The organism is Streptomyces sp. NPDC016851 (genome assembly GCF_055562795.1).
Window position 1 is genome coordinate 37,734 of record NZ_JBVHEP010000015.1, and the last position, 18,901, is coordinate 56,634.

The window sequence follows — 18,901 nt, forward strand, 5'->3', positions numbered from 1 at the left end:
ACGTGGGGCGGGGCGTTCAGACCGGCAGGCACAGCCGCAGCGCGTCGTAGACGGCGGCGTGGATGTTGCGGCCGGCGACGGCGTCGCCGATGCGGAACAGCTGGTAGCGGCCCGCCTCGTTGCGGACGACCGACTGCTCCTCGTGCGCCAGGAGGGCACGGTGGTCGACCTCGCCGAGGTTGGTCGATCCGGGCAGCAGCTCGACGTACAGCTCGTCGTTCGGCAGGGTCCCGTGCTCCACGATCACGTGGTCCACGATCCGCTCGGTCTCGGCCTCGGTGTACTCGCTGTAGAGGGTCGCGGCGAGACGTCCGTCCGCGGTGCGGCGCACGGAGCGCAGCCGCTGGGCGAGTGTGGTGATGACGTCGTGCGCGATGAATGCCCGCAGATAGGCAGGGGAGTTCATGCTGCCGACGTCGGGGGCGAGGGTGCGCTCCGGGGTGACGTACTCGATCCAGACGCCGGCTGCCGTGAGGACCTCCACGGCGTCCATGGCCGGGTAGCCGCCGTGGTCGTCGTAGAGCAGGATCTCGCCCTGCGGGCGCCGCAGCGAGCCCGTCATCACGTCCCAGGTGTCGGAGACGAGGCCCTCGCCCTCGGCGAGGAAACCGCGGTTGGGTGTGCCTCCGGTGGCGATGATCACGAGGTCGGGGTGTTCGGCGAGGACGTCGTCGGCCTCGGCGTACGTTCCCGGGCGCAGGTCGACGCCGAGGTGTTTGCACTCGGCGAGGCGCCAGTCGACGATCTGGATCAGATCGCCTCGGCGCGGGTTCGAAGCGGCGAGCCTGACCTGCCCGCCGGGCTGGTCGCTCGCCTCGAACAGGACGACGTCGTGGCCGCGTTCACCCAGTACGCGGGCCGCTTCCAGGCCGGCCGGGCCGGCACCGACGACAACGGCCTTCCTGCGACGGCCGATCGTGGGGGAGACGAGGTGCGGCACGTGGAGTTCGCGGCCGGCGGCCGGATTGTGGATGCACTTGGTGTCGCCGGAGTCGTAGATCGCGTCGAGGCAGTAACTCGCCCCGACACAGGGCCGGATGCGGTCCTCCTGGCCGGCCTCGACCTTGGCGACGAGGTGCGGGTCGGCGATCTGCGCGCGGGTCATGCCGACCAGGTCGAGCAGCCCTTCGCGCAGGGCGTGCCGCGCGGTGGCGACGTCGGCGATGCGCGCCGCGTGCATCACGGGGACGGAGAGCCGGCGCTTGATCTCGCCGGTGAAGTCCAGGTACGGGCCGAGCGGGGTGCCGATGGGCGGGATGGTCTTCGCCAGGGACGCGTCGCTCTCGAGGGAGCCGTGGATGGCGCTGATGAAGTCGATGCCGTCGGCGGCGTACTGCCCGGCGGCGGTGAGTGCCTCGTCGAAGGTGAGACCGGGGAGGCCGCCGGGGTGCGCCTCGTCGAGCGACATGCGGATGCCGACGACGAAGTCCGGGCCGACGGCGTCGCGGACGGCCCTGATCACCCGGCGCGGGAACGCCATGCGGTTCTCCAGACCGCCGCCCCACTCGTCGTCGCGGTGGTTGGTCGCGGGGGACAGGAAGCTGTCCAGGAAGTGGCCGTACGCCATCAGTTCGATGCCGTCGAGGCCGCCCTCCCGGCAACGGAGCGCCGCGGCGGCGTAGTCGGCGACGATCCGGTCCAGGTCCCAGGCCTCGGCGGCCTTCGGGAAGGAGCGGTGCGCGGGTTCGCGCAGTGGTGAGGCGGACACCACCGGGAGCCAGTCGCCGGTGAAGTTGCTGGTGCGGCGGCCGAGATGGGTGACCTGGCACATGACCGCGGTGCCGGCCTCGTGCACGTCGTCGGCGAGCCGGCGCAGCCACGGCACGATCTCGTCGCGGTACAGGAGCAGATTGCCGAAGGCGGGCGGGCTGTCGGAGGAGACCACCGCCGAGCCGCCGATCATCGTCAGGCCGACCCCGCCCCGCGCCTTCTCCAGGTGGTAGGCGCGGTAGCGGTCCTTGGGCATGCCGTCCTCACCGAACGCCGGTTCATGAGAGGTGCTGACGACGCGGTTGCGCAGGGTGAGGTGCTTGAGCTGGAAGGGCTGGAGCAGGGGATCCAGGGTGAGTGAGGGCACAGCAGCTCCTCAGAGAGCGTGTTTCGCATTGCAAAACGGGATCGCTATACGAGACAGATGGTGAAGCTGGAAATCCCCAGCCGTCAAGGGCCTCTTTGGGCTCGCTCCCTGCCGCGCGCTCAGCCGCGCTTCACGTACCCCCGGCGCCAGGAGATCTTCGCGCCGGCCTTCACGAGCTGTTCCGCGAGGCGGGGGATGGTGGACTCGTTGATGCGGAAGGTCGGGCCCGACAGGGTCACGGCCGCGATGACCTTGCCGTCCAGGGCGCGGATCGGGGCGGCGATCGCGGCCAGTCCGATCTCGTGCTCCTCGCTGGTGGTGGCGTAGCCCCGCTCGCGGACCGCTTCCAGCTCCGCCGCGAGGGACGCCGGGTCGACGATGGTGTGCGGGGTGTACTTCTCCGGCCCCTTCGCGAAGATCTCCGCGACCTCGTCGGGGGTCATGTGCGCCATGAAGAGCTTGCCTGCCGAGGTGGCGTGCATCGGGGAGCGCTTGCCGACCCAGTCGATGCTCATGATCGACGCGCCGATCGCCTGGTCGACGCTGACCACGTCGTCGCCGTCCTGGACCGCCACGTTCACCGTGTCGCCCACGGCCGCGGCCAGCTCCTGGCAGATGGGGTGGCTCAGCGCGGACAGGTCGTTCACCTTGCCCGCCCCGGCCGCGAGCTCGACCATCGTGTATCCGATGCGGTACCGCCCGCGTTCGGTGTCCTGCTCGACCATGCCCCGCGACTCCAGGGTCGCCAGCAGCCGGAACACGGTCGACTTGTGGATGGCCAGTTCCTCGGCGATCTCGGTCACGCCGCTGGGGCCCCGCGTGGCCAGCACCTGCAGGATCGACACCGCCCGGTCGACGGACTGCACCGAGTGATCACGTGGGCGGCTGCCGTTGCTGGTCATGGCGGAAGAGTAGTCGAGCGGCGGACGCTGCCGGCGAGCCCCTGGCCCCCCGGTCGCTCCCCGGTGTCACGGGCGCATGGCGCGCCTTCCGGCGACGGTCGGCCGGGGTTAATTCGCCGTTTCCTTCCTCCGGGGGCCTTGACGGGTCACCCGACGCGGGGACATGGTTCGTACCGCATTGCACATTCGTTTCGTATTGCGAAACACCCTCGACCTTCCGCCCCGAGCGGACCCCGGAGGTGGGGCACGGTGATTGAGGCATCCCGGCTGGAAAAGGTGTACGGCTCGGCATCCGACGGAGTGCGCGCGGTCGACGGAGTGACGTTCGACGTCGCGCAGGGAGAGCTCTTCGTGATCATGGGGCTGTCGGGTTCCGGCAAGTCGACCCTGCTCCGTATGCTCAACCGGCTGGTGGAGCCGACCTCCGGTGAACTGCGCATCGACGGCCGCGACGTGCTGACGATGGGCGACGCGGACCTCCGGGAGCTGCGCAACCGCAAGGTCAACATGGTCTTCCAGCACTTCGCGCTGTTCCCGCACCGCACGGTCCGCGAGAACGCCGCCTACGGCATCCGGCTCCGCGCAGTCGCCGAGTCCGAGCAACTCGATCGCGCCGACTGGGCGCTCAGGACCGTCGGCCTCGGTGACCGGGGCGATGCCTACCCCGGTGAACTGTCCGGCGGCCAGCGGCAGCGTGTGGGCCTGGCCCGTGCGCTGGCCACGGACGCCGGGATCCTGCTCATGGACGAGCCGTTCAGCGCACTCGACCCGCTGATCCGCCGCGACATGCAGGACCTCCTGCTGACCCTGCAACGGGACCTGCGCCGCACGGTCGTCTTCGTCACCCACGACCTCAACGAGGCGATGCGGCTGGGCGACCGGATCATGGTGATGCGGGACGGGCAGGTCGTACAGCTCGGAACCGCGACCGACATCCTCCATTCGCCCGCCGACGACTACGTCCGTGACTTCGTCTCCGACGTCGACCGTTCACGCGTGCTGACCGCGAGCGCCATCATGCGGGAGCCGCTGATGACGGCGCGCGCGGACGACGATCCCCGGGACGTCCTGAGGAGGCTGTCGAACATCGAGGCCGCGGGCGTCTACGTACAGGAATCCGACGGACGCATCGCCGGTGTGGCACGCGACGGCCTGCTCGCCCAGGCGGTCCGGGAGGGTCGTACGTCCGTGCGCGACTGCCTGGCCGAGGAGTACGAGCGGACCGGCCCCGACACCCTGCTCGTCGACCTGTGCCCGCGCGTCGGACGGCACGCCGTACCCCTTGCCGTCACCGACGACGACGGCCGGCTCCTCGGCGTCGTCCCCCGTGCCGCACTCCTCACGGCGCTGTCCGACCCCCGGAAACCGGACGCGACCGACCCCCGGAAGGAGGCGGCCCATGCCTGATCCCCTGTTCACCATCGACCTGGGTACGCCGGTCAGTTCCGCCGTCGACTGGCTCACGCGGCACCTGGGCGGTGTCTTCGACGCCATCTCCACGGTGATGACCGAGCTGGTCAACGCCGTGCTCTTCGTCCTCACCGCACCGCATCCGCTCGTCGTGACAGCGGTGTTCACGGTGCTCGCGTTCCTCGCCGGCAAGTGGGGCTTCGCCGCCTTCACCGTCGTCGCCTTCCTGCTCATCCAGGGCATGGGCCTGTGGACCGAGGCGATGCAGTCCCTCGCGGTCGTCACGGTCGCGTCGGTCCTCGCCGTGGCCATCGGGGTGCCCATAGGCGTCTGGGCCGCCCGGGGCCGCCTGGCCAGCGCCGTCGTCCGGCCGGTGCTCGACTTCATGCAGACCCTGCCGGTGTTCGTCTATCTCATCCCGGCGGTCTTCTTCTTCGGCATCGGCCTCGTCCCCGGAGTCGTCGCGACCACCGTCTTCGCCGTCCCGCCCGCCGTCCGCCTCACCGAACTGGGCATCCGGCAGGTCGACAAGGAAGTCGTCGAGGCCGCGCACGCCTTCGGCGCCAAGCCCCGTCAGATCCTGCGCGAGGTCCAGCTCCCGCTCGCCCTGCCCTCGATCATGGCCGGCGTCAACCAGGTGATCATGCTCGCCCTGTCCATGGTGGTCATCGCCGGCATGGTCGGCGCCGCCGGCCTCGGCACCGTCGTCGTCCGCGGCATCAGCCAACTCGACGTGGGCGTCGGCTTCCAGGGCGGACTGGCCGTCGTCTTCCTCGCCATCTTCCTCGACCGCGTCACCGGCGCCCTGGCCACGCCGAAGCGAAGCCGGCGACGCAGGAACCGGACCCGGCCCACCCCGGCCGCCGACGCCACCTCCGAGCCCGTCCCCGTCCCCGAACCCGCCGTCGCCACTTCGGCGTGAAGACCGTCTCAGAACAGGAAACCGCTCATGAACCGCACCACACGCCGTTCCCGCGGCACGCTCCTCATCGGCTGTATCGCCGCCGTACTCACCCTGGTCACGACCGCGTGCAGCGGAAACACGGCCAGCGTGGACTCCGGCTCCGGCGGGGGGAGCGGCGACTCCAAAACGGTGAAGATCGCCGTCGTCGAGGGCTGGGACGAGGGCACCTCCGCCACGTACCTCTGGAAGGAGATCCTCGAAGAGCGCGGTTACAAGGTCGACGTTCAGTCACTGGACATCGCCAGCACCTTCACCGGCGTCGCGAACAAACAGGTCGACCTCTACCTCGACGCCTGGCTGCCCAGCACCCACGAGTCGTACTGGAAGAAGCTCGGCTCCAAACTGGAGGTCACCTCCACCTGGTACCAGCCGGCCGACCTCAATCTGACCGTCCCCACCTACCTCAAGGACGTCAACTCGATCGCCGATCTCAAGACGCACGCCTCCGAGTTGGGCGGTCAGATCGTCGGCATCGAGGCGGGCTCCGGTCTGATGCGGCTCACGCGGGAGAGCGTGATGCCCGCCTACGGTCTCGAGGACGACTACCAGCTCACCGAGAGCAGCAGCTCCGCCATGCTCTCCGCGCTGCAGAAAGCCGTCGCGAAGAAGAAGCCGATCGTGGTCACCCTGTGGCGGCCGCACTGGGCGTACGCCAAGCTGCCGCTGAAGGTCCTCAAGGACCCGGAGGGCGCGTACGGCGACCCCGACAAGGTCCAGGCCATCGCCCCCAAGGGCTTCGCCGCCGACCACCCGGAACTCGCCGGCTGGCTGGGGAACTTCAAGCTCACCTCGGCCCAGCTGGGCAGCCTCGAACTGCTGCTGCAGAAGAAGGGCCCGGGCCATGAGCAGGAAGCAGCGAAGGAGTGGATCGGTGAGAACAAGACGCTGGTCGACTCCTGGCTGAAGTGAACCGCGTCGCCGCCGGCCGGCAAGGGCTCAGAGCGCGGTGCCCGTTTCCTCGGCCAGCGTCCGCAGCAGGAGGTCCTGGAACGCCTCGTCGTGGACGGCGCGGTGCGGTTGCAGCCGCTCGCCGTGGTACCAGTAGCCGCCGCTCGTCAGCGCCTGAGGTTCGTCGCTGGAGGCGAGCCACTCCTGAGTCCGATGGCCGAGCTCCAGATCGTCCGGTGCGCCCGGTCCGCCCATCTTCGTCGGCACCCAGCCCGGATCGACCGCATTGCTCAACACCTCTGGGCGCAGGCGAGCCACCGCAGCGGCGAGCGCCGTGACGAACAGCTTGCTGTCGGCGTACGAGCCCGCGCTCCTGCCCCGCCAGTCGACACCGTCGAGCGAGGGGCGCCCGCCGAAATGCGAGCTGCTGCTGAGGTACACCAGCCGGCGCGGTCCGCGCAGCAGGGCCGTCAGCAGGTAGGGCGCGATGATGTTGACCGGCATGACCGCCGGTCCGCTCCACACGCCGGCGTTGTGGATGACGGCGTCGAGCGGCTTGGCGTCGTTCAGCTCCGTGGCGATGCGCCGTACGGCGTCCCGCTCCGCGAAGTCGCCCACCACGAGGTGGGCCCCACGGTCGACCAGCGTGTCGAGTCCCGCCGCGCGCTGCTGGTTCCGGGCGTGCACGACCACCTCGTGACCCGCGGACAACAGCGCGTCGGCCGCGGCACGTCCCAGGCCGTCCGCGGAACCGGTCACCAGGATCCGGCTCACGATCGCACCATCCCTTCGACAAGACACATGACAAGACGCATGACTGGTTCCCGCATCATGACTGGTTCCCACATGGGGAGAGTGTCCCTTCCGTGGTGCTCAGACGGAGAAGACCTGCTGCGCGACCCGCCGGCACCGTGACCTTCCGGTGCCGGACTCCTTCATGCGTCAACACATGGGATCCCTTGGCGCGAACAAGTTCGCGCACCTCCGCCGGCGTTGGGATCCTTGCCCTGGCACAGGTACTGCAGCTTTCAGGCCGGGATCGTGAGCGTCTGGTCGTTGCCGGCGCGGATCACCTCGCCGTGACCGATCCGCCCAGCGCGTTGAGCGTTGCCTGGTAGGCCGGTTTCTTGTTGCCGTTGCGGTCGAACAGCAACGGGTTCTCCCCGCTGCGCCAGGAGTCGCTGTCGCGGATGCCCCAGACGGTGATGCCGGTGCAGCGCCGCACGTTCATGCAGGCCCGCACCGTGTTCGCGTACGCGTTCGGCGACGCCTGCGCGATGTCCAGCTCGGTGATCTGGACGTCCACGCCGAGCGCGGCGAAGTTCGCCAGCGTCGTCTGGAAGCTGCCGGGGGGACCGCCGGCGCCGAAGTGGGCCTGGAGGCCGACGCAGTCGATGGGCACGCCGCGGGCCTTGAAGTCGCGGACCATGCGGTAGACGCCCTGGGTCTTGGCGTCGTTCCAGTTCTCGATGCTGTAGTCGTTGTAGCAGAGCTTGGCCGCCGGGTCGGCCGACCGCGCGGTGCGGAAGGCCTGCTCGAGGAAGCCGGTGCCCAGGACGTCCCGGAAGACCGAGCCGCGCAGCTGGCCGCTGCCGCCGTCGGCGAAGGCCTCGTTGACCACGTCCCAGGAGTGGATCCGGCCCTTGTAGCGGTTCATCACCGTGGTGATGTGGTTGTTCATCACGCCGCGCAGCGTGTTCGCGTCCCTGATGCCCTTGACCCAGTCGGGCAGCTGGGAGTGCCACACCAGCGTGTGGCCCCGCACGCGCTGACCGCGGGCCGACGCGCCGTTCACGATCTGGTCGGCGGCGCCGAAGGTGAACTGTCCGCGGGACCGCTCGGTCGCGTCCCACTTCATCTCGTTCTCGGGCGTGACCGAGTTGAACTCGCGGCCCAGGATGCCGGTGTACGTGCCGTCACCGAGCCGCCCGGCCGCCACAGCCGCCCCGAAGTACCGTCCGGACTGGGCTGCTTGGGCCCCGAGCGTGGAGGCCCGGACGGCGTCGGACGTGCTGGGTGCGCTGGATGCGTCGGGCGCGGCGGTCGCGGCACCGGGCGTCACCAGGGCGCCCAAGGCCAGCAGGGACAACACCGACGCTCGACGCCGGCCGAGCCGTTTCAGCGGGTTCATGCTTCTCCTCGTGATCGGTGGGGGGTTGGGTGGTGCGGTGCGGTGCGTGGGATCGGATCAGGGCGTCGACAGTTCGAACCGCGAGACGCGGACCGCGCCGCCGAGCGCCCGGGTGGCGTGGTTGAAGAGGGCGAATCGGTAGCCCATGAAGAACCGCCAGTCGTTGCCCAGGGAGAAGGCGGGCCCGAGGCGGGTGAAGTTCGTGCCGTCGGTGCTGTAGGAGAAGGTGCCGGGGCGGGCCGCGCCGGGGCGGATGTCCGCGCTCGCACGCAGCCAGATCCGGCCGCCGGAGACGGGCGCGCTCGCGACCTCGGTGCCGGTGCCGGTGGTGTTCCAGTTGCCGTCCATGGTCAGCCCGTTGACCATCACCACCCGCGTCGCGCCGCCGTCGCGCTTGACCCCGATCCAGGCTGAGGAGTCACGCAGCAGCGCGAGCCCGGCCCGGTCGCCGTCCCGCATGGCCGAGAAGTCGAGCAGGGCCGTCGCCGTGGAGGTGGGGCCCTGGATGCGGTGTGTGAGGGTGTTGCGCGCCCAGTACAGGTCGTTGGTGACGGTCGCGGTCCGCAGGGTCAGCCCGTTGCCGACGGACCACTTGGTGTTGTCGGGGTTGTGGTTCCACTCCCATCTCGGCTTGAGTCGCGTGCCGTCGAAGGTGTCGACGCCGGTCATGGGGGTGACCTGGCGGGGTGGAGTGGGCACGGCCGGGCTGGGATACGAGGTGCCCCAGGCGCCGTTCACCAGCTGCACGACGGGCCAGCCGTCCGGAGTCCAGGTGACCGGCGCCAGGGCGGGCATCCGGCCGCCGGGGTAGGCGTCCACGAAGGCCATGTAGTACCAGGCGCCGCTCTGCGTCTGGACCAGCCCGCCCTGGTGCGGGACGCCACCGCCCGGGATCGGCCCGCGCAGGTCGAGGAGCACCTGCCGCATCGTGTACGGACCGAAGGGGCCGCCCGACGACTTCAGGATGTACTGCCCGTTCGCGGGGCGGGTCAGGAAGATGTAGTACTGGCCGTTGATCTTGTAGAAGCGCGCCCCTTCCAGCGTGCCGACACTGGACGGCGTGGTGAACACCTGCTGCGTGCGGACCTGGCTGCGGCCGTCGTGCGAGAGCTGGGCCACGCTGATGGTGGTGTTCCCGTACGCCACGTAGAGGGTGTCGTCGGTGTCGACGAGCAGCCCCGCGTCGTAGTAGGGCGTGCTGATCGTCGTGAGCCGGCTCCACGGGCCTTCGACGTCGGTGGCGGTGTAGACGTACGTCCTGGCGAAGTCGATCTGGCCGAGCCAGTAGAAGGTCCTGTTGCTCGGCCGGTAGGCCAGCGAGGACGCCCAGATCCCTCTGACATAGCCACGGGCACCGCTCAGGTCGTACTTGGCGCCGAAGTCGAGGACGGGCACCGAGTGACCTGCGATCTCCCAGTTCACCAGGTCGTACGAGCGCAGGACGGGAGCGCCCGGCGAGTAGTGCATCGTCGAGGCGGAGGCGTAGTAGGTGGCGCCGACGCGGATGACGTCGATGTCCGCGAAGTCCTGCCAGATGACCGGGTTCGTGTACGCGGGGGCGGCCGCGGCGGTCCGGGAGGCTCCGGCCAGCGGCAGGAAGGCACCGGCGACCAGGCCGGTGCCGGCGGCCAGCGCCCGGCGGCGCCCCATGATGTGACGAGGGCATGACATTTCCATGTGTCGCTCCCTCTGTGGTGTTCGAGATGGCGAATGGCTGTCGACTGGTGAGCATCCTGGATGCTAGGGGGTTCAGAGCTCCCGTCAATACGTTTCGCATCATTCGTAGGTGATCCCGAAAGCTTTCGGCGAACCTGGGGTCGCGAACGGTCGGGGGAGTTGACATGCTCGGCTACCTCCCTAGTATCCGTGGGATCGACGAACCGAAAGCAGGCCGAAATTTCGAATGACTGAAAATGTCATGTGCCTGCCAAGGTCCGGCACCATCGCACCAGTCATCCCCTGTCTTGTGTCGGCCTGCCGACAAAAGGAGCCCACCGTGCCCAGACGATCAGGCAGACGACTGCCCCGTCTCCTCGCGGCCGTCGCGCTGACGATCACCGCGTCCGTGACGGCCTCCGCTCACTCCACCGCCTCGGCCGCGCCCGGCAGCCCCGCCCTCACCCCACCGCTGGGCTGGAACAGCTGGAACAGCTTCGGCTGCGGGATCACCGAGGCCCAGGTCCGCCAGGCCGCCGACGCGATGGTGTCCTCGGGCATGCGGGAGGCCGGCTACCGGTACGTGGTGGTCGACGACTGCTGGTTCGACCCGCAGCGAGACGCGGCGGGCAACCTGCGGGCCAACCCGACCAAGTTCCCCAGCGGGATGAAGGCGCTCGGGGACTACATCCACAGCAAGGGCCTGAAGTTCGGCATCTACCAGGTGCCGGGCGAACGCACCTGCGCGCAGACCACCGGCGCCTATCCCGGGGCGACGGGCAGCAGAGGGCACGAGGTCCAGGACGCCAACACGTTCGCCTCGTGGGGCGTCGACTACCTCAAGTACGACTGGTGCTCCTCCGAGGGCACCCGTGACGAGCAGGTCGCGCGCTTCAAGCTGATGCGCGACGCCCTGCGCGCCACCGGCCGGCCGATCGTCTACAGCATCAACCCCAACAGCTTCCACGCCATCACCGGCTCCACCTACAACTGGGGCGAGGTCGCCGACCTGTGGCGGACGACCGAGGACCTGCTCGACATCTGGCAGAACGGCAACACCAACAGCTATCCGATGGGCGTCGGCAACGTCCTGGACGTCACCGCGCCCCTGGCGGCGCAGTCGGGCCCGGGGCACTGGAACGACCCCGACATGCTGGTCGTCGGCCGTCCCGGCCTGTCCCTGACCGAGTCCCGCTCGCACTTCGCCCTGTGGGCGCTGCTGAGCGCACCGCTCATGGCCGGCAACGACATCCGCACCATGTCCGCCGACGTGAGCGCGATCCTGCGCAACCCGCGTCTGCTGGCGGTGAACCAGGACCCGCTGGGAGCGGGCGGACGCAGAGTGCGCGACGACGGCAACACCGAGGTGTTCGCCAAACCCCTGTCCGACGGCTCGGTCGCGGTGGGCCTGTTCAACCGGGGCGGCGGCACGGCGACGGTCACGACCACGGCCGCGCAAGTCGGCCTGTCCGGCGGGTCGTTCACCCTCACCGACCTGTGGACCGGCGGCACGTCGAGCACGTCCGGGCAGATCTCGGCGAACGTCCCCGCGCACGGGGTGGCCGTGTTCCGGGTGAGCGGGGGCAGCCCGCTGGCCGCCACCACCTCGCGGCTGCGCGGCAACGCGTCCGGCCGCTGCGTGGACGTGGACAACGCCTCCACCGCGGCCGGGGCCACGGTCCTGATCTGGGACTGCCACACGGCCGCCAACCAACTGTGGACCACATGGGCCGGCGGCGAGATCCGCGTCTTCGGCGACAAGTGCCTGGACGCCCGCAACCAGGGCACCGCCAACGGCACCCGGGTCGTCACCTGGCCCTGCAACGGCCAGAACAACCAGAAGTGGACGGTCGGCTCCGACGGGTCGGTCCGCAACGTCCACGCCGGGCTGTGCCTCGACGTCGACCGGGCCGGCACCTCCAACGGAACGCCGCTGGTGCTGTGGACCTGCAACGGCCAGGCCAACCAGAAGTGGACCCGCGCGTGAGGAACCGCTGAGGTGCCCGCTCGTCTCCTTCACGTGCCGAGCGGGAGGGGCCTGGTTCAGCCGTCGAGGGGCTCGTAGTCGAACCAGTCGAAGTGGACGGTGCCTGCCGCCGCGTACATGCCGATGACCCGGCCGGTGAAGCCGCCGGCGACCTCGGTCGACAGGTAGCGGCCGTCGAGCGTCGCGAGTTCGCTGAACGTGCCGTCGGGCTGCTCGACGCCGAGGGACACGACGTCGGGCCCCGTGCACGGCCCGTGCGGAGACGGCGGTTGCGTGATCGTGACGGCGAGGACCACCGGCCCGGTCGGCACGGACTGTGCGGCCACGACCGTGCGCAGGGAGCCGACCCGCGCGACCACCCGCACCCGCGTGCCGGACACCTCGATCTCGTAGTGGTGCCGCTCGTCGAGCCGGACGGCGAGGCCACCGCTGCCCTCCGCGGCATCGACCAGCGTGCGCGCCCGGCACGACAGATGTCGCTGGCGCCGGCCGGTGAACACCACGTCGGGCTCGTCAAGGGAGCCGCCCCGCGCGCGGAGCGTCAGCCATCCGGGGCGCTCCTTGGTGGTGCAGAGTTCGGCGGGCCGGTCACGCAGGGAGATCCAGTACGGCCGCAGTTCGGCGAGCTCGAAGTCGTCCCGGTGCTCCTCGGCAGGGCCCGGGGAGAGCGGCCACGGGAGCTCGGGCAGGTCCAGGGCGACCTCGCCGACGACCGGCCAGTCGTCCACCCAGGTCACGGGGGCCAGGAAGGTCTCCCGGCCGAGCACGTGCCAGCCCGGCGTGCCGCCGCCCGGCCGTACGCCGAGCAGCACCATCCACCAGGAGCCGTCGGGGCCTTGGACCAGGTCGGCGTGCCCGGTGTTCTGGACGGGGTGGTCGGTGCCGCGGTGGGTGAGGACCGGGTTGGCCGGACACGGCTCGAACGGGCCGCCCGGCGTTCGGCCGCGGGCGATCGAGACACCGTGGCCGCGTTCGGTGCCGCCCTCGGCGATGAGCAGGTACCAGTAGTCGCCGATCCGGTACAGGTGCGGCGCCTCCGGGGCCTTGGCGCCCGGACCGCCGGACCACAGCTTGTGCGGTGTTCCGTACGTCTGCCCGGTGGACGGGTCGAGGCGGACCTGCGAGACTCCGGCGACCGTGCACCAGCAGGTGCCGTCCTCGTCCCAGACCAGGTCGGGATCGATGCCGGGGACACCCGGCGCCCGGATGGGGTCCGACCACGGTCCGGCCGGGTCGGTGGCCGTGACGATCAGATTGCCGCCGCCCTCGCTGCAGTTGGTGACGATCAGCCAGAAACGGCCGTCGTGGTGGCGCAGGGTGGGGGCGTAGATCCCGCCGGAGGACGGCATGGAGGCCGGCAGACGCAGTTGCTCCGGCCGGTCCAGCACGTTGCCGATCTGCGTCCAGTGCACCAGGTCCCGGCTGTGGAAGAGGGGCACCCCGGGGAAGTACTCGAAGCTGGAGCAGGCCAGGTAGTAGTCGTCGCCGACGCGGCAGACGCTGGGGTCGGGGTGGAAGCCGGGGATCACGGGGTTCACGGGGCCGGCGACGCGTCCGTCCGGCTGATGCAGAGGGGGCACCCGATGGTCCTCTCGTCGATGCGTGATGCGGGCGTGGGGTGGTTCGGTTCAGGGAGCGGCCGGGTCCGTGAGGGTGATGCGGAGCAGCACGGCGGACGGCACGGTGGGCAGGGTCAGGCTCAGCTCGGCCGTGCCGGGCGTCCAGACGGAGACGGCCCGGCTGACGTTCCCTGGACATGTCGGCCCTTTCGGCGGCGGCTGGCTGTCGAAGCGCTTCACTCCCAGGCGCAAGGTAACGGACAATTTTCATCCGAAACAAGGGCCGCTACCGCAGAACACCTAGTTCTGCCGGACCATTGACGTCCGCAAGGGCCAGGCGCAGAGTCGAAGCGCTTCGACGGCCGCGTGCCGTCGGCCGTGTCCGGGAACGGCTAGAGGCTCTGCGCGCACCAGATCGTCTTGCCGTCGGTGGTGTGCCGGGTGCCCCACCCCTGGGTGAGCTGGGCGACGAGCAGCAGGCCCCGGCCGCCCTCGTCGAAGGCGCGCGCCCGGCGCAGATGCGGGGCGGTGTTGCTGGCGTCGGAGACCTCGCAGATCAGGGAGGAGTCGCGGATCAGCCGAAGCATGATCGGGGGTTCGCCGTACCTGATGGCGTTGGTGACCAGTTCGCTGACCACCAGTTCGGTGACGAACGACGCCTCCTCCAGGCCCCAGGCGTTCAGCTGCTCCAGGGCGAACTTCCTGGCCCGGGGCACCTGCTCGGGGTCGGGTTCGACGTCCCAGTCGGCGACATGCTGGGGATCCAGCGCGCGCGTGCGAGCGAGCAGCAGGGCGGCGTCGTCGGTGCGGCGTTCGGGAAGCAGGGCGTCCATCACCGTGTCGCAGAGGCCCTCCAGCGAGGTGACCGCATGGTTCAGGACCCGCAGCAGTTCGGCGACCCCCTCGTCGACGTCGCGCTCACGGCTCTCCACCAGTCCGTCGGTGTAGAGGGCGAGCAGGCTGCCCTCGGGCAGCTCGAGTTCGGCGGACTCGAACGGCAGCCCGCCGATGCCGAGCGGTGGGCCCGGCTGCGCGGGCGCCGGGGTCCAGGTGCCGTCCGGGGAGATGATCAGGGGCAGCGGATGCCCGGCGCTCGCCATCGTGAAGCGCCGGGAGACCGGGTCGTAGACGGTGTACAGGCAGGTGGCCCCGAACTCGCCGGTCGGCTGGAAATGGCCGACGGGCTGGAGGTCGCTGGCGAGGTGGATCACCAGGTCGTCCAGGTGGGTCAGCAACTCGTCCGGCGGCAGGTCCACGTCGGCGAGCGTGCGGACCGCCGTGCGTAGCCGGCCCATGCTGGCCGAGGCGTGCAGACCGTGACCGACCACATCGCCGACGACCAGGGCGACCCGCGCGCCGGAGAGCGGAATGACGTCGAACCAGTCACCACCCACCTCCGCGCCGGTCCCGGCGGGCAGGTAGCGGGAGGCCACCTCGAGCGCCTCCTGGCTGGGCAGCTGCTGCAGCAGCAGACTGCGCTGCAGCGTCAGTGCGGTCGTGCGCTCGCGCGAGTACCGGCGGGCGTTGTCGATGGCGACGGCCGCCTTGGCGGTCAGCTCTTCGGCGAGGATCAGGTCGTCGGCGGTGAAGGCCTCGGGCCGGTTGCTGCGGGAGAACGCGACCACGCCGAGCAGCGCGCCGCGGGCCCGGAGCGGCACGGTGATCCGGCCGGTCAGCCCCTCCGCGGCGATCGAATCGTCGATCAACGGATTGCCCGGCGGCCAGTGGGCCGGGTCGGCGGCGAGCCCGGGCCCGAAGGCCCATTCGCCGCCCTCGCCCGGTTCGACGGCGAGCTGGACCGTGGACCTGCCGGTGGCCATGCAGCGGACGGCGACGGAACCGGAAGCGTGACTGACCGGCATCGGGGGCCCGGGAGCCCGGTCGGTGTCACCCTTCGCCCTGTGGTGGGCGGCGCGGCTGAGCGTGACGGCTTCGCCGGAGGCGGAAGCGGGGGAGAGAGGCGGTTCCTCTCCGCGCAGCACCTCGTCGAAGAGATCCACGGTGACGGAGTCGACGAATCCCGGCACGGAGGTCCCGGCCAGTTCCTGGGCGGTGCCGATCACGTCGAGCGTCAGGCCGATGCCGCGGCTGGCCTCGTTGAGCATGAGCAGGCGCTGCCTGGCCCAGTACTCCGCGCTCATGTCGAATCCCCAGTTGGCGACCGCGCGGACCCTGCCCTCGGCATCCCGGACGGGCCAGATGCTGGTCGCCCAGGCGTTGGCGTAGTTGCTGCCGAGCGGCCGGAAGACGGTGATGAGACGCGCGGGCTTGCCCGTCCTCGCCACCTCGGCGAGCTGGTCGGTGTAGGGCTTGTCGTCCCTCTCGGGAAACAGCTCGCGGTCGAATTCGGGAAACAGCTCGCGGTACTTCTTGCCGAGCACTTGCTCCTCGGAGTGTGCGATCACCCGGCCCGAGGAGGCGTTGATCCACAGAAACCGCAGCTCAGGGTCGTAGACGCCCAGAGCGAAGGGGCTCTGCTCGAAGGCCAGGTCGGCGATCACCGGGCGGCGCTCCCAGCGCTGGACGGTCACCGCATGGCCCAGCGCCCGGCCGTCGGCGCCGGACAGCGGGTGAGCCGACACCAGGGCGTCCACCGTGGAGCCGTCCCGGTGGCGCAGGGGGATGAGCGCCGTGTGGTCGGGGCCGCTGCCACAGCTCTCGGGGAAACCGGGCGGCGGGGGAGCGGCCAGCAGGTCGGTCACGGGGCGCCCGACGGCGTCCTCGGCAGTCCAGCCCAGCAGCAGCCGCCCGCTCTCGCTCCAGCCGCTCACCACACCGTCCGGGTCCACCACGAGCGCGGCGGCGCGGACGTCCTGCTCGTCGGCCATGTCCACGCGCCTCGCCTCCGTCCGGACACCCTGGGCCCGTCAGGACCGGTTTCCAGCCGCAGCTTCCAGCGTAGGTCGGCTTGTGCGCCCCGGCGCTCCGGCCGGGGCGGGCCCCGTATGCCTTCCGGCCTCGATTGTCATATGCATGCCATGCCGCGCTGCGGGCTACAGCGCGGTGAAGGTCCACAGCAGGTTGGTGCTGTTGCCGTAGGTCCACTGCTTGGTGAGGGACCCCGAGGGGACGTTGCCGCCGCCGTCGAGGACCAGGCCGGTGGTGCGGTTGGCGATCGAATAGCGGTCACCGCCCCGGTGGGTGAGGGTCCACTGCTGGTTGGTCCCGCCGTTCCAGGGGGCCTGCCGGGCGGAGGAGCCGTCGGCGGTGGCGCCCCAGCCGTCGGCGACCATGCCGTTCGTGCGGTTGACCAGCCTGTAATAGCCGCCTCCGACAGCCTCCGCATGCCACTGCAGGTTCGAACTTCCGTCCCAGATCCACTGCTTGAGGTCGGAGCCGGAGGCGACGTCGCCCCCGCTGTCCAGGGCGAGGCCGTTCGTGGCGTTGGTGATCCGGAAGTACGTCGCCGGGTTGAACTGGACCCGCAGCGAGGTGATCTGGTCGTTGTTGCCGGTGTCCCTGAGGTCGGGGTTGTCGGCGGCGAAGGTCCAGGAGGTGCCGGTGAAGTCGTCCTCGGAGTAGCCGACCACCTGGTAACCCGGTGCCGGCCGGAGGGAGGAGAGGGTGCGCGGGCCCGCTCCCGCGGCGGACAGGTCGGCCGCGGTGTAGTCGCCGACCGTGAGGACGGCGGAGCCGCCGGTGTAACGGACGTCCGTGAAGGCGACGGCTCCGGCGAGCGGCCGCAGGCCGGGGATCGTGCCGGAGAAGGTGAGCTTGAGGACGTAGGCGTCGGCGCGGTACGGCGCCGAGGACGGCAGGGTGACCTTGAGGCCGGAGACACTCTGGGCCGGCGTGGGCAGGTCGATGTAGGTGCCGGCGGTGGCGCCGAGGAGCTTCACCGAGGTCAGCGAGGAGAGGTTGATCCGGTCCGAGCCGAGAGTCTTGATCGTCAGAGAGCTGCCGGGCCAGCCCAGGACCGTGGCGTACAGGACGTCGTTCGCCTTGTTGCGGGTGAAGCGGATGTCCTGCGCGGTACCGGCGTGCGGGGTGGTGAACGAACCGCCGCCCATCTTCGTCGGGCCCTCGCCGTACGCCGTCCAGGCGCGGGTCGCGTACACCGACTCGCCGAAGCGCTTCAGGTGGTCCCCGATACCGAGCAGGATGTCCTGCTGCGCCCGGGGGATGGTGCCGTCGGCCATCGGCGCGATGTTCAGCAGCACGTTGCCGTTCTTGCTGACCCGGTCGATGAACGAGTGCAGCATCTGCTGGGTGGTGTAGTAGCCGATGCCCTGGGTGTAGCACCAGCTGCTGCTGGAGATGCTGTCGTCGGTCAGCCAGTACGGGGTGGTGAGATCGGCCGGGCCGCCGCGTTCGTAGTCGAAGACCGCGCCCTTGCCGTTCATGCCGTCCTTGTAGGTGGCGACGACTTCACGGCCCCAGCTGTCCGCCTGGTTGTAGTAGTAGGCCAGGAAGTTCAGACGCTGCTTCTCGTCGACCTCGTCCAGGTTGAAGTCCTGCCACAGGATGTCGGGCCGGGCGCGGTCGATGACCTCCTTGAGCTTGTCGAACCAGAGCTGGTTCTGTGCGACCGGTCCCAGCTGCCCGTAGAGCTTCTTGAGGCCGGGATCCGTCTGGGCGGGGGCGTACTCGTAGAAGCCGGTGAAGTTGTACGCGTGGTGCATGGCCACCAGCAGCTTCAGGCCCCTGGCGCGGATGGCCGTGGAGAACAGCCGCAGCAGGTCGAGACCGGGGCCCTTCTTCACCGAGTTCCACTCGTTGACCTGGCTGTCCCACATGGAGAAGCCGTCGTGGTGCTCGGCGACCGGACCGGCGAACCTGGCACCCGCGTCGACGAACAACTGCACCCACTCCTCGGGGTCGAACTTCCCGCCGGCCGACTTCAGCTTCGGCGCGAACTTCACGGCGTTGCCCGCCAGGTCCTTCGCTCCGTCGATGAAGTTGTGGTACGGCCACGCCGCCGGCCGGCCGTAGGTCGCGGTGTGGTGCTTGTTGGGCGAGCTCCCGGCCTGGTACATGCTGCGCGGGTACCACTCGTTGTCGAAGGCGGGGACGCTGAAGGCACCCCAGTGGAAGTAGATCCCGAACTTCGCGTCCTGGAACCACTCCGGGGCCGGCGGGTGCCGGTCGACCGATTCCCAGTCGGGCGTGTAGGCGCGGGGCGCCGCCTCGGCCGCACCGGCAGCCCACACATCTCCGGCAACGGCCGCCGCGGCCACGCCGGTTGCGGAGGCCACGAACTGGCGTCTGTTGATCGAGCTCGACATGGACACATCCCTGATGCGGAAGGGGCAGGGGGAACGCAGGGCCACGCATGAAGGTCGGTCATGCCGCCATGGGATGTCAACCAGTGCGCAGGGATGAAAGTG

General features: G+C 70.1%; 12 protein-coding genes and 1 pseudogene. 4 read left to right on the forward strand and 9 right to left on the reverse strand.

Translation table 11 applies throughout. The annotated features are described in order from the left end of the window. Window positions 1-16 precede the first annotated feature (16 nt). Both ACZ3I3_RS23645 and ACZ3I3_RS23650 read right to left on the reverse strand, forming a co-directional pair. Window positions 17-2,077 carry an oxidoreductase gene (locus ACZ3I3_RS23645; protein WP_467368090.1) on the reverse strand — a complete coding sequence of 687 codons (2,061 nt, stop codon included), beginning with the start codon at window positions 2,075-2,077 and terminating at the stop codon, window positions 17-19. A 119-nt stretch (window positions 2,078-2,196) separates the two neighbouring features. Further along, complete coding sequence (locus tag ACZ3I3_RS23650) at window positions 2,197-2,979, reverse strand: IclR family transcriptional regulator (protein WP_467368092.1); 783 nt, start codon at window positions 2,977-2,979, stop codon at window positions 2,197-2,199. Between the two features lie 249 nt (window positions 2,980-3,228). Here ACZ3I3_RS23650 and ACZ3I3_RS23655 point away from each other — a divergent pair, with 249 nt between their 5' ends. The 3 genes from ACZ3I3_RS23655 to ACZ3I3_RS23665 are packed head-to-tail and all read left to right on the forward strand — an operon-like array spanning window position 3,229 to window position 6,262. Next, on the forward strand, window positions 3,229-4,386 hold the full coding sequence (locus ACZ3I3_RS23655) for a quaternary amine ABC transporter ATP-binding protein (protein ID WP_467368093.1): 1,158 nt from the start codon (window positions 3,229-3,231) through the stop codon (window positions 4,384-4,386). After that, the gene (locus tag ACZ3I3_RS23660) at window positions 4,379-5,311 is read left to right on the forward strand and encodes an ABC transporter permease (RefSeq protein WP_467368095.1); all 933 of its coding nucleotides are present in this window, start codon (window positions 4,379-4,381) and stop codon (window positions 5,309-5,311) included. Before ACZ3I3_RS23655 ends, ACZ3I3_RS23660 begins: the two co-directional genes overlap by 8 nt. A gap of 27 nt (window positions 5,312-5,338) precedes the next feature. Continuing rightward, window positions 5,339-6,262: a glycine betaine ABC transporter substrate-binding protein gene (locus ACZ3I3_RS23665; RefSeq protein ID WP_467368097.1), complete on the forward strand. Its 924-nt coding sequence runs from the start codon at window positions 5,339-5,341 to the stop codon at window positions 6,260-6,262. A gap of 27 nt (window positions 6,263-6,289) precedes the next feature. Here the strand turns inward: ACZ3I3_RS23665 and ACZ3I3_RS23670 are convergent, their stop codons facing one another. From ACZ3I3_RS23670 to ACZ3I3_RS23680, 3 genes and pseudogenes are all read right to left on the reverse strand, one after another. Further along, window positions 6,290-7,015 (reverse strand): SDR family NAD(P)-dependent oxidoreductase, encoded by a 726-nt coding sequence (locus ACZ3I3_RS23670; RefSeq protein WP_467368099.1) that lies wholly within the window; start codon window positions 7,013-7,015, stop codon window positions 6,290-6,292. 301 nt (window positions 7,016-7,316) lie between these two features. Then, window positions 7,317-8,372, reverse strand: a pseudogene (locus ACZ3I3_RS23675) (glycoside hydrolase family 10 protein); the annotation flags it as partial. A 57-nt stretch (window positions 8,373-8,429) separates the two neighbouring features. Beyond that, the gene (locus ACZ3I3_RS23680) at window positions 8,430-10,022 is read right to left on the reverse strand and encodes a glycoside hydrolase family 43 protein (RefSeq protein ID WP_467368101.1); all 1,593 of its coding nucleotides are present in this window, start codon (window positions 10,020-10,022) and stop codon (window positions 8,430-8,432) included. A 346-nt stretch (window positions 10,023-10,368) separates the two neighbouring features. Between ACZ3I3_RS23680 and ACZ3I3_RS23685 the strand changes: the two genes are divergently transcribed. Next, window positions 10,369-12,015 carry a glycoside hydrolase family 27 protein gene (locus tag ACZ3I3_RS23685; protein ID WP_467368103.1) on the forward strand — a complete coding sequence of 549 codons (1,647 nt, stop codon included), beginning with the start codon at window positions 10,369-10,371 and terminating at the stop codon, window positions 12,013-12,015. A 56-nt stretch (window positions 12,016-12,071) separates the two neighbouring features. On the opposite strand, the gene ACZ3I3_RS23690 is transcribed toward ACZ3I3_RS23685, so the two are convergent. From ACZ3I3_RS23690 to ACZ3I3_RS23705, 4 genes are all read right to left on the reverse strand, one after another. After that, window positions 12,072-13,595 carry a glycoside hydrolase family 43 protein gene (locus ACZ3I3_RS23690; RefSeq protein WP_467368105.1) on the reverse strand — a complete coding sequence of 508 codons (1,524 nt, stop codon included), beginning with the start codon at window positions 13,593-13,595 and terminating at the stop codon, window positions 12,072-12,074. Between the two features lie 48 nt (window positions 13,596-13,643). Then, complete coding sequence (locus ACZ3I3_RS23695) at window positions 13,644-13,814, reverse strand: hypothetical protein (RefSeq protein ID WP_467368107.1); 171 nt, start codon at window positions 13,812-13,814, stop codon at window positions 13,644-13,646. Window positions 13,815-13,966: 152 nt separating this feature from the next. Beyond that, the gene (locus tag ACZ3I3_RS23700; protein WP_467368109.1) at window positions 13,967-16,402 is read right to left on the reverse strand and encodes a SpoIIE family protein phosphatase; all 2,436 of its coding nucleotides are present in this window, start codon (window positions 16,400-16,402) and stop codon (window positions 13,967-13,969) included. 165 nt (window positions 16,403-16,567) lie between these two features. Next, entirely contained in the window at window positions 16,568-18,799 is a 2,232-nt protein-coding gene (locus ACZ3I3_RS23705) for an alpha-L-fucosidase (RefSeq protein WP_467368111.1), read from the reverse strand. Between the last annotated feature and the right edge of the window lie 102 nt (window positions 18,800-18,901).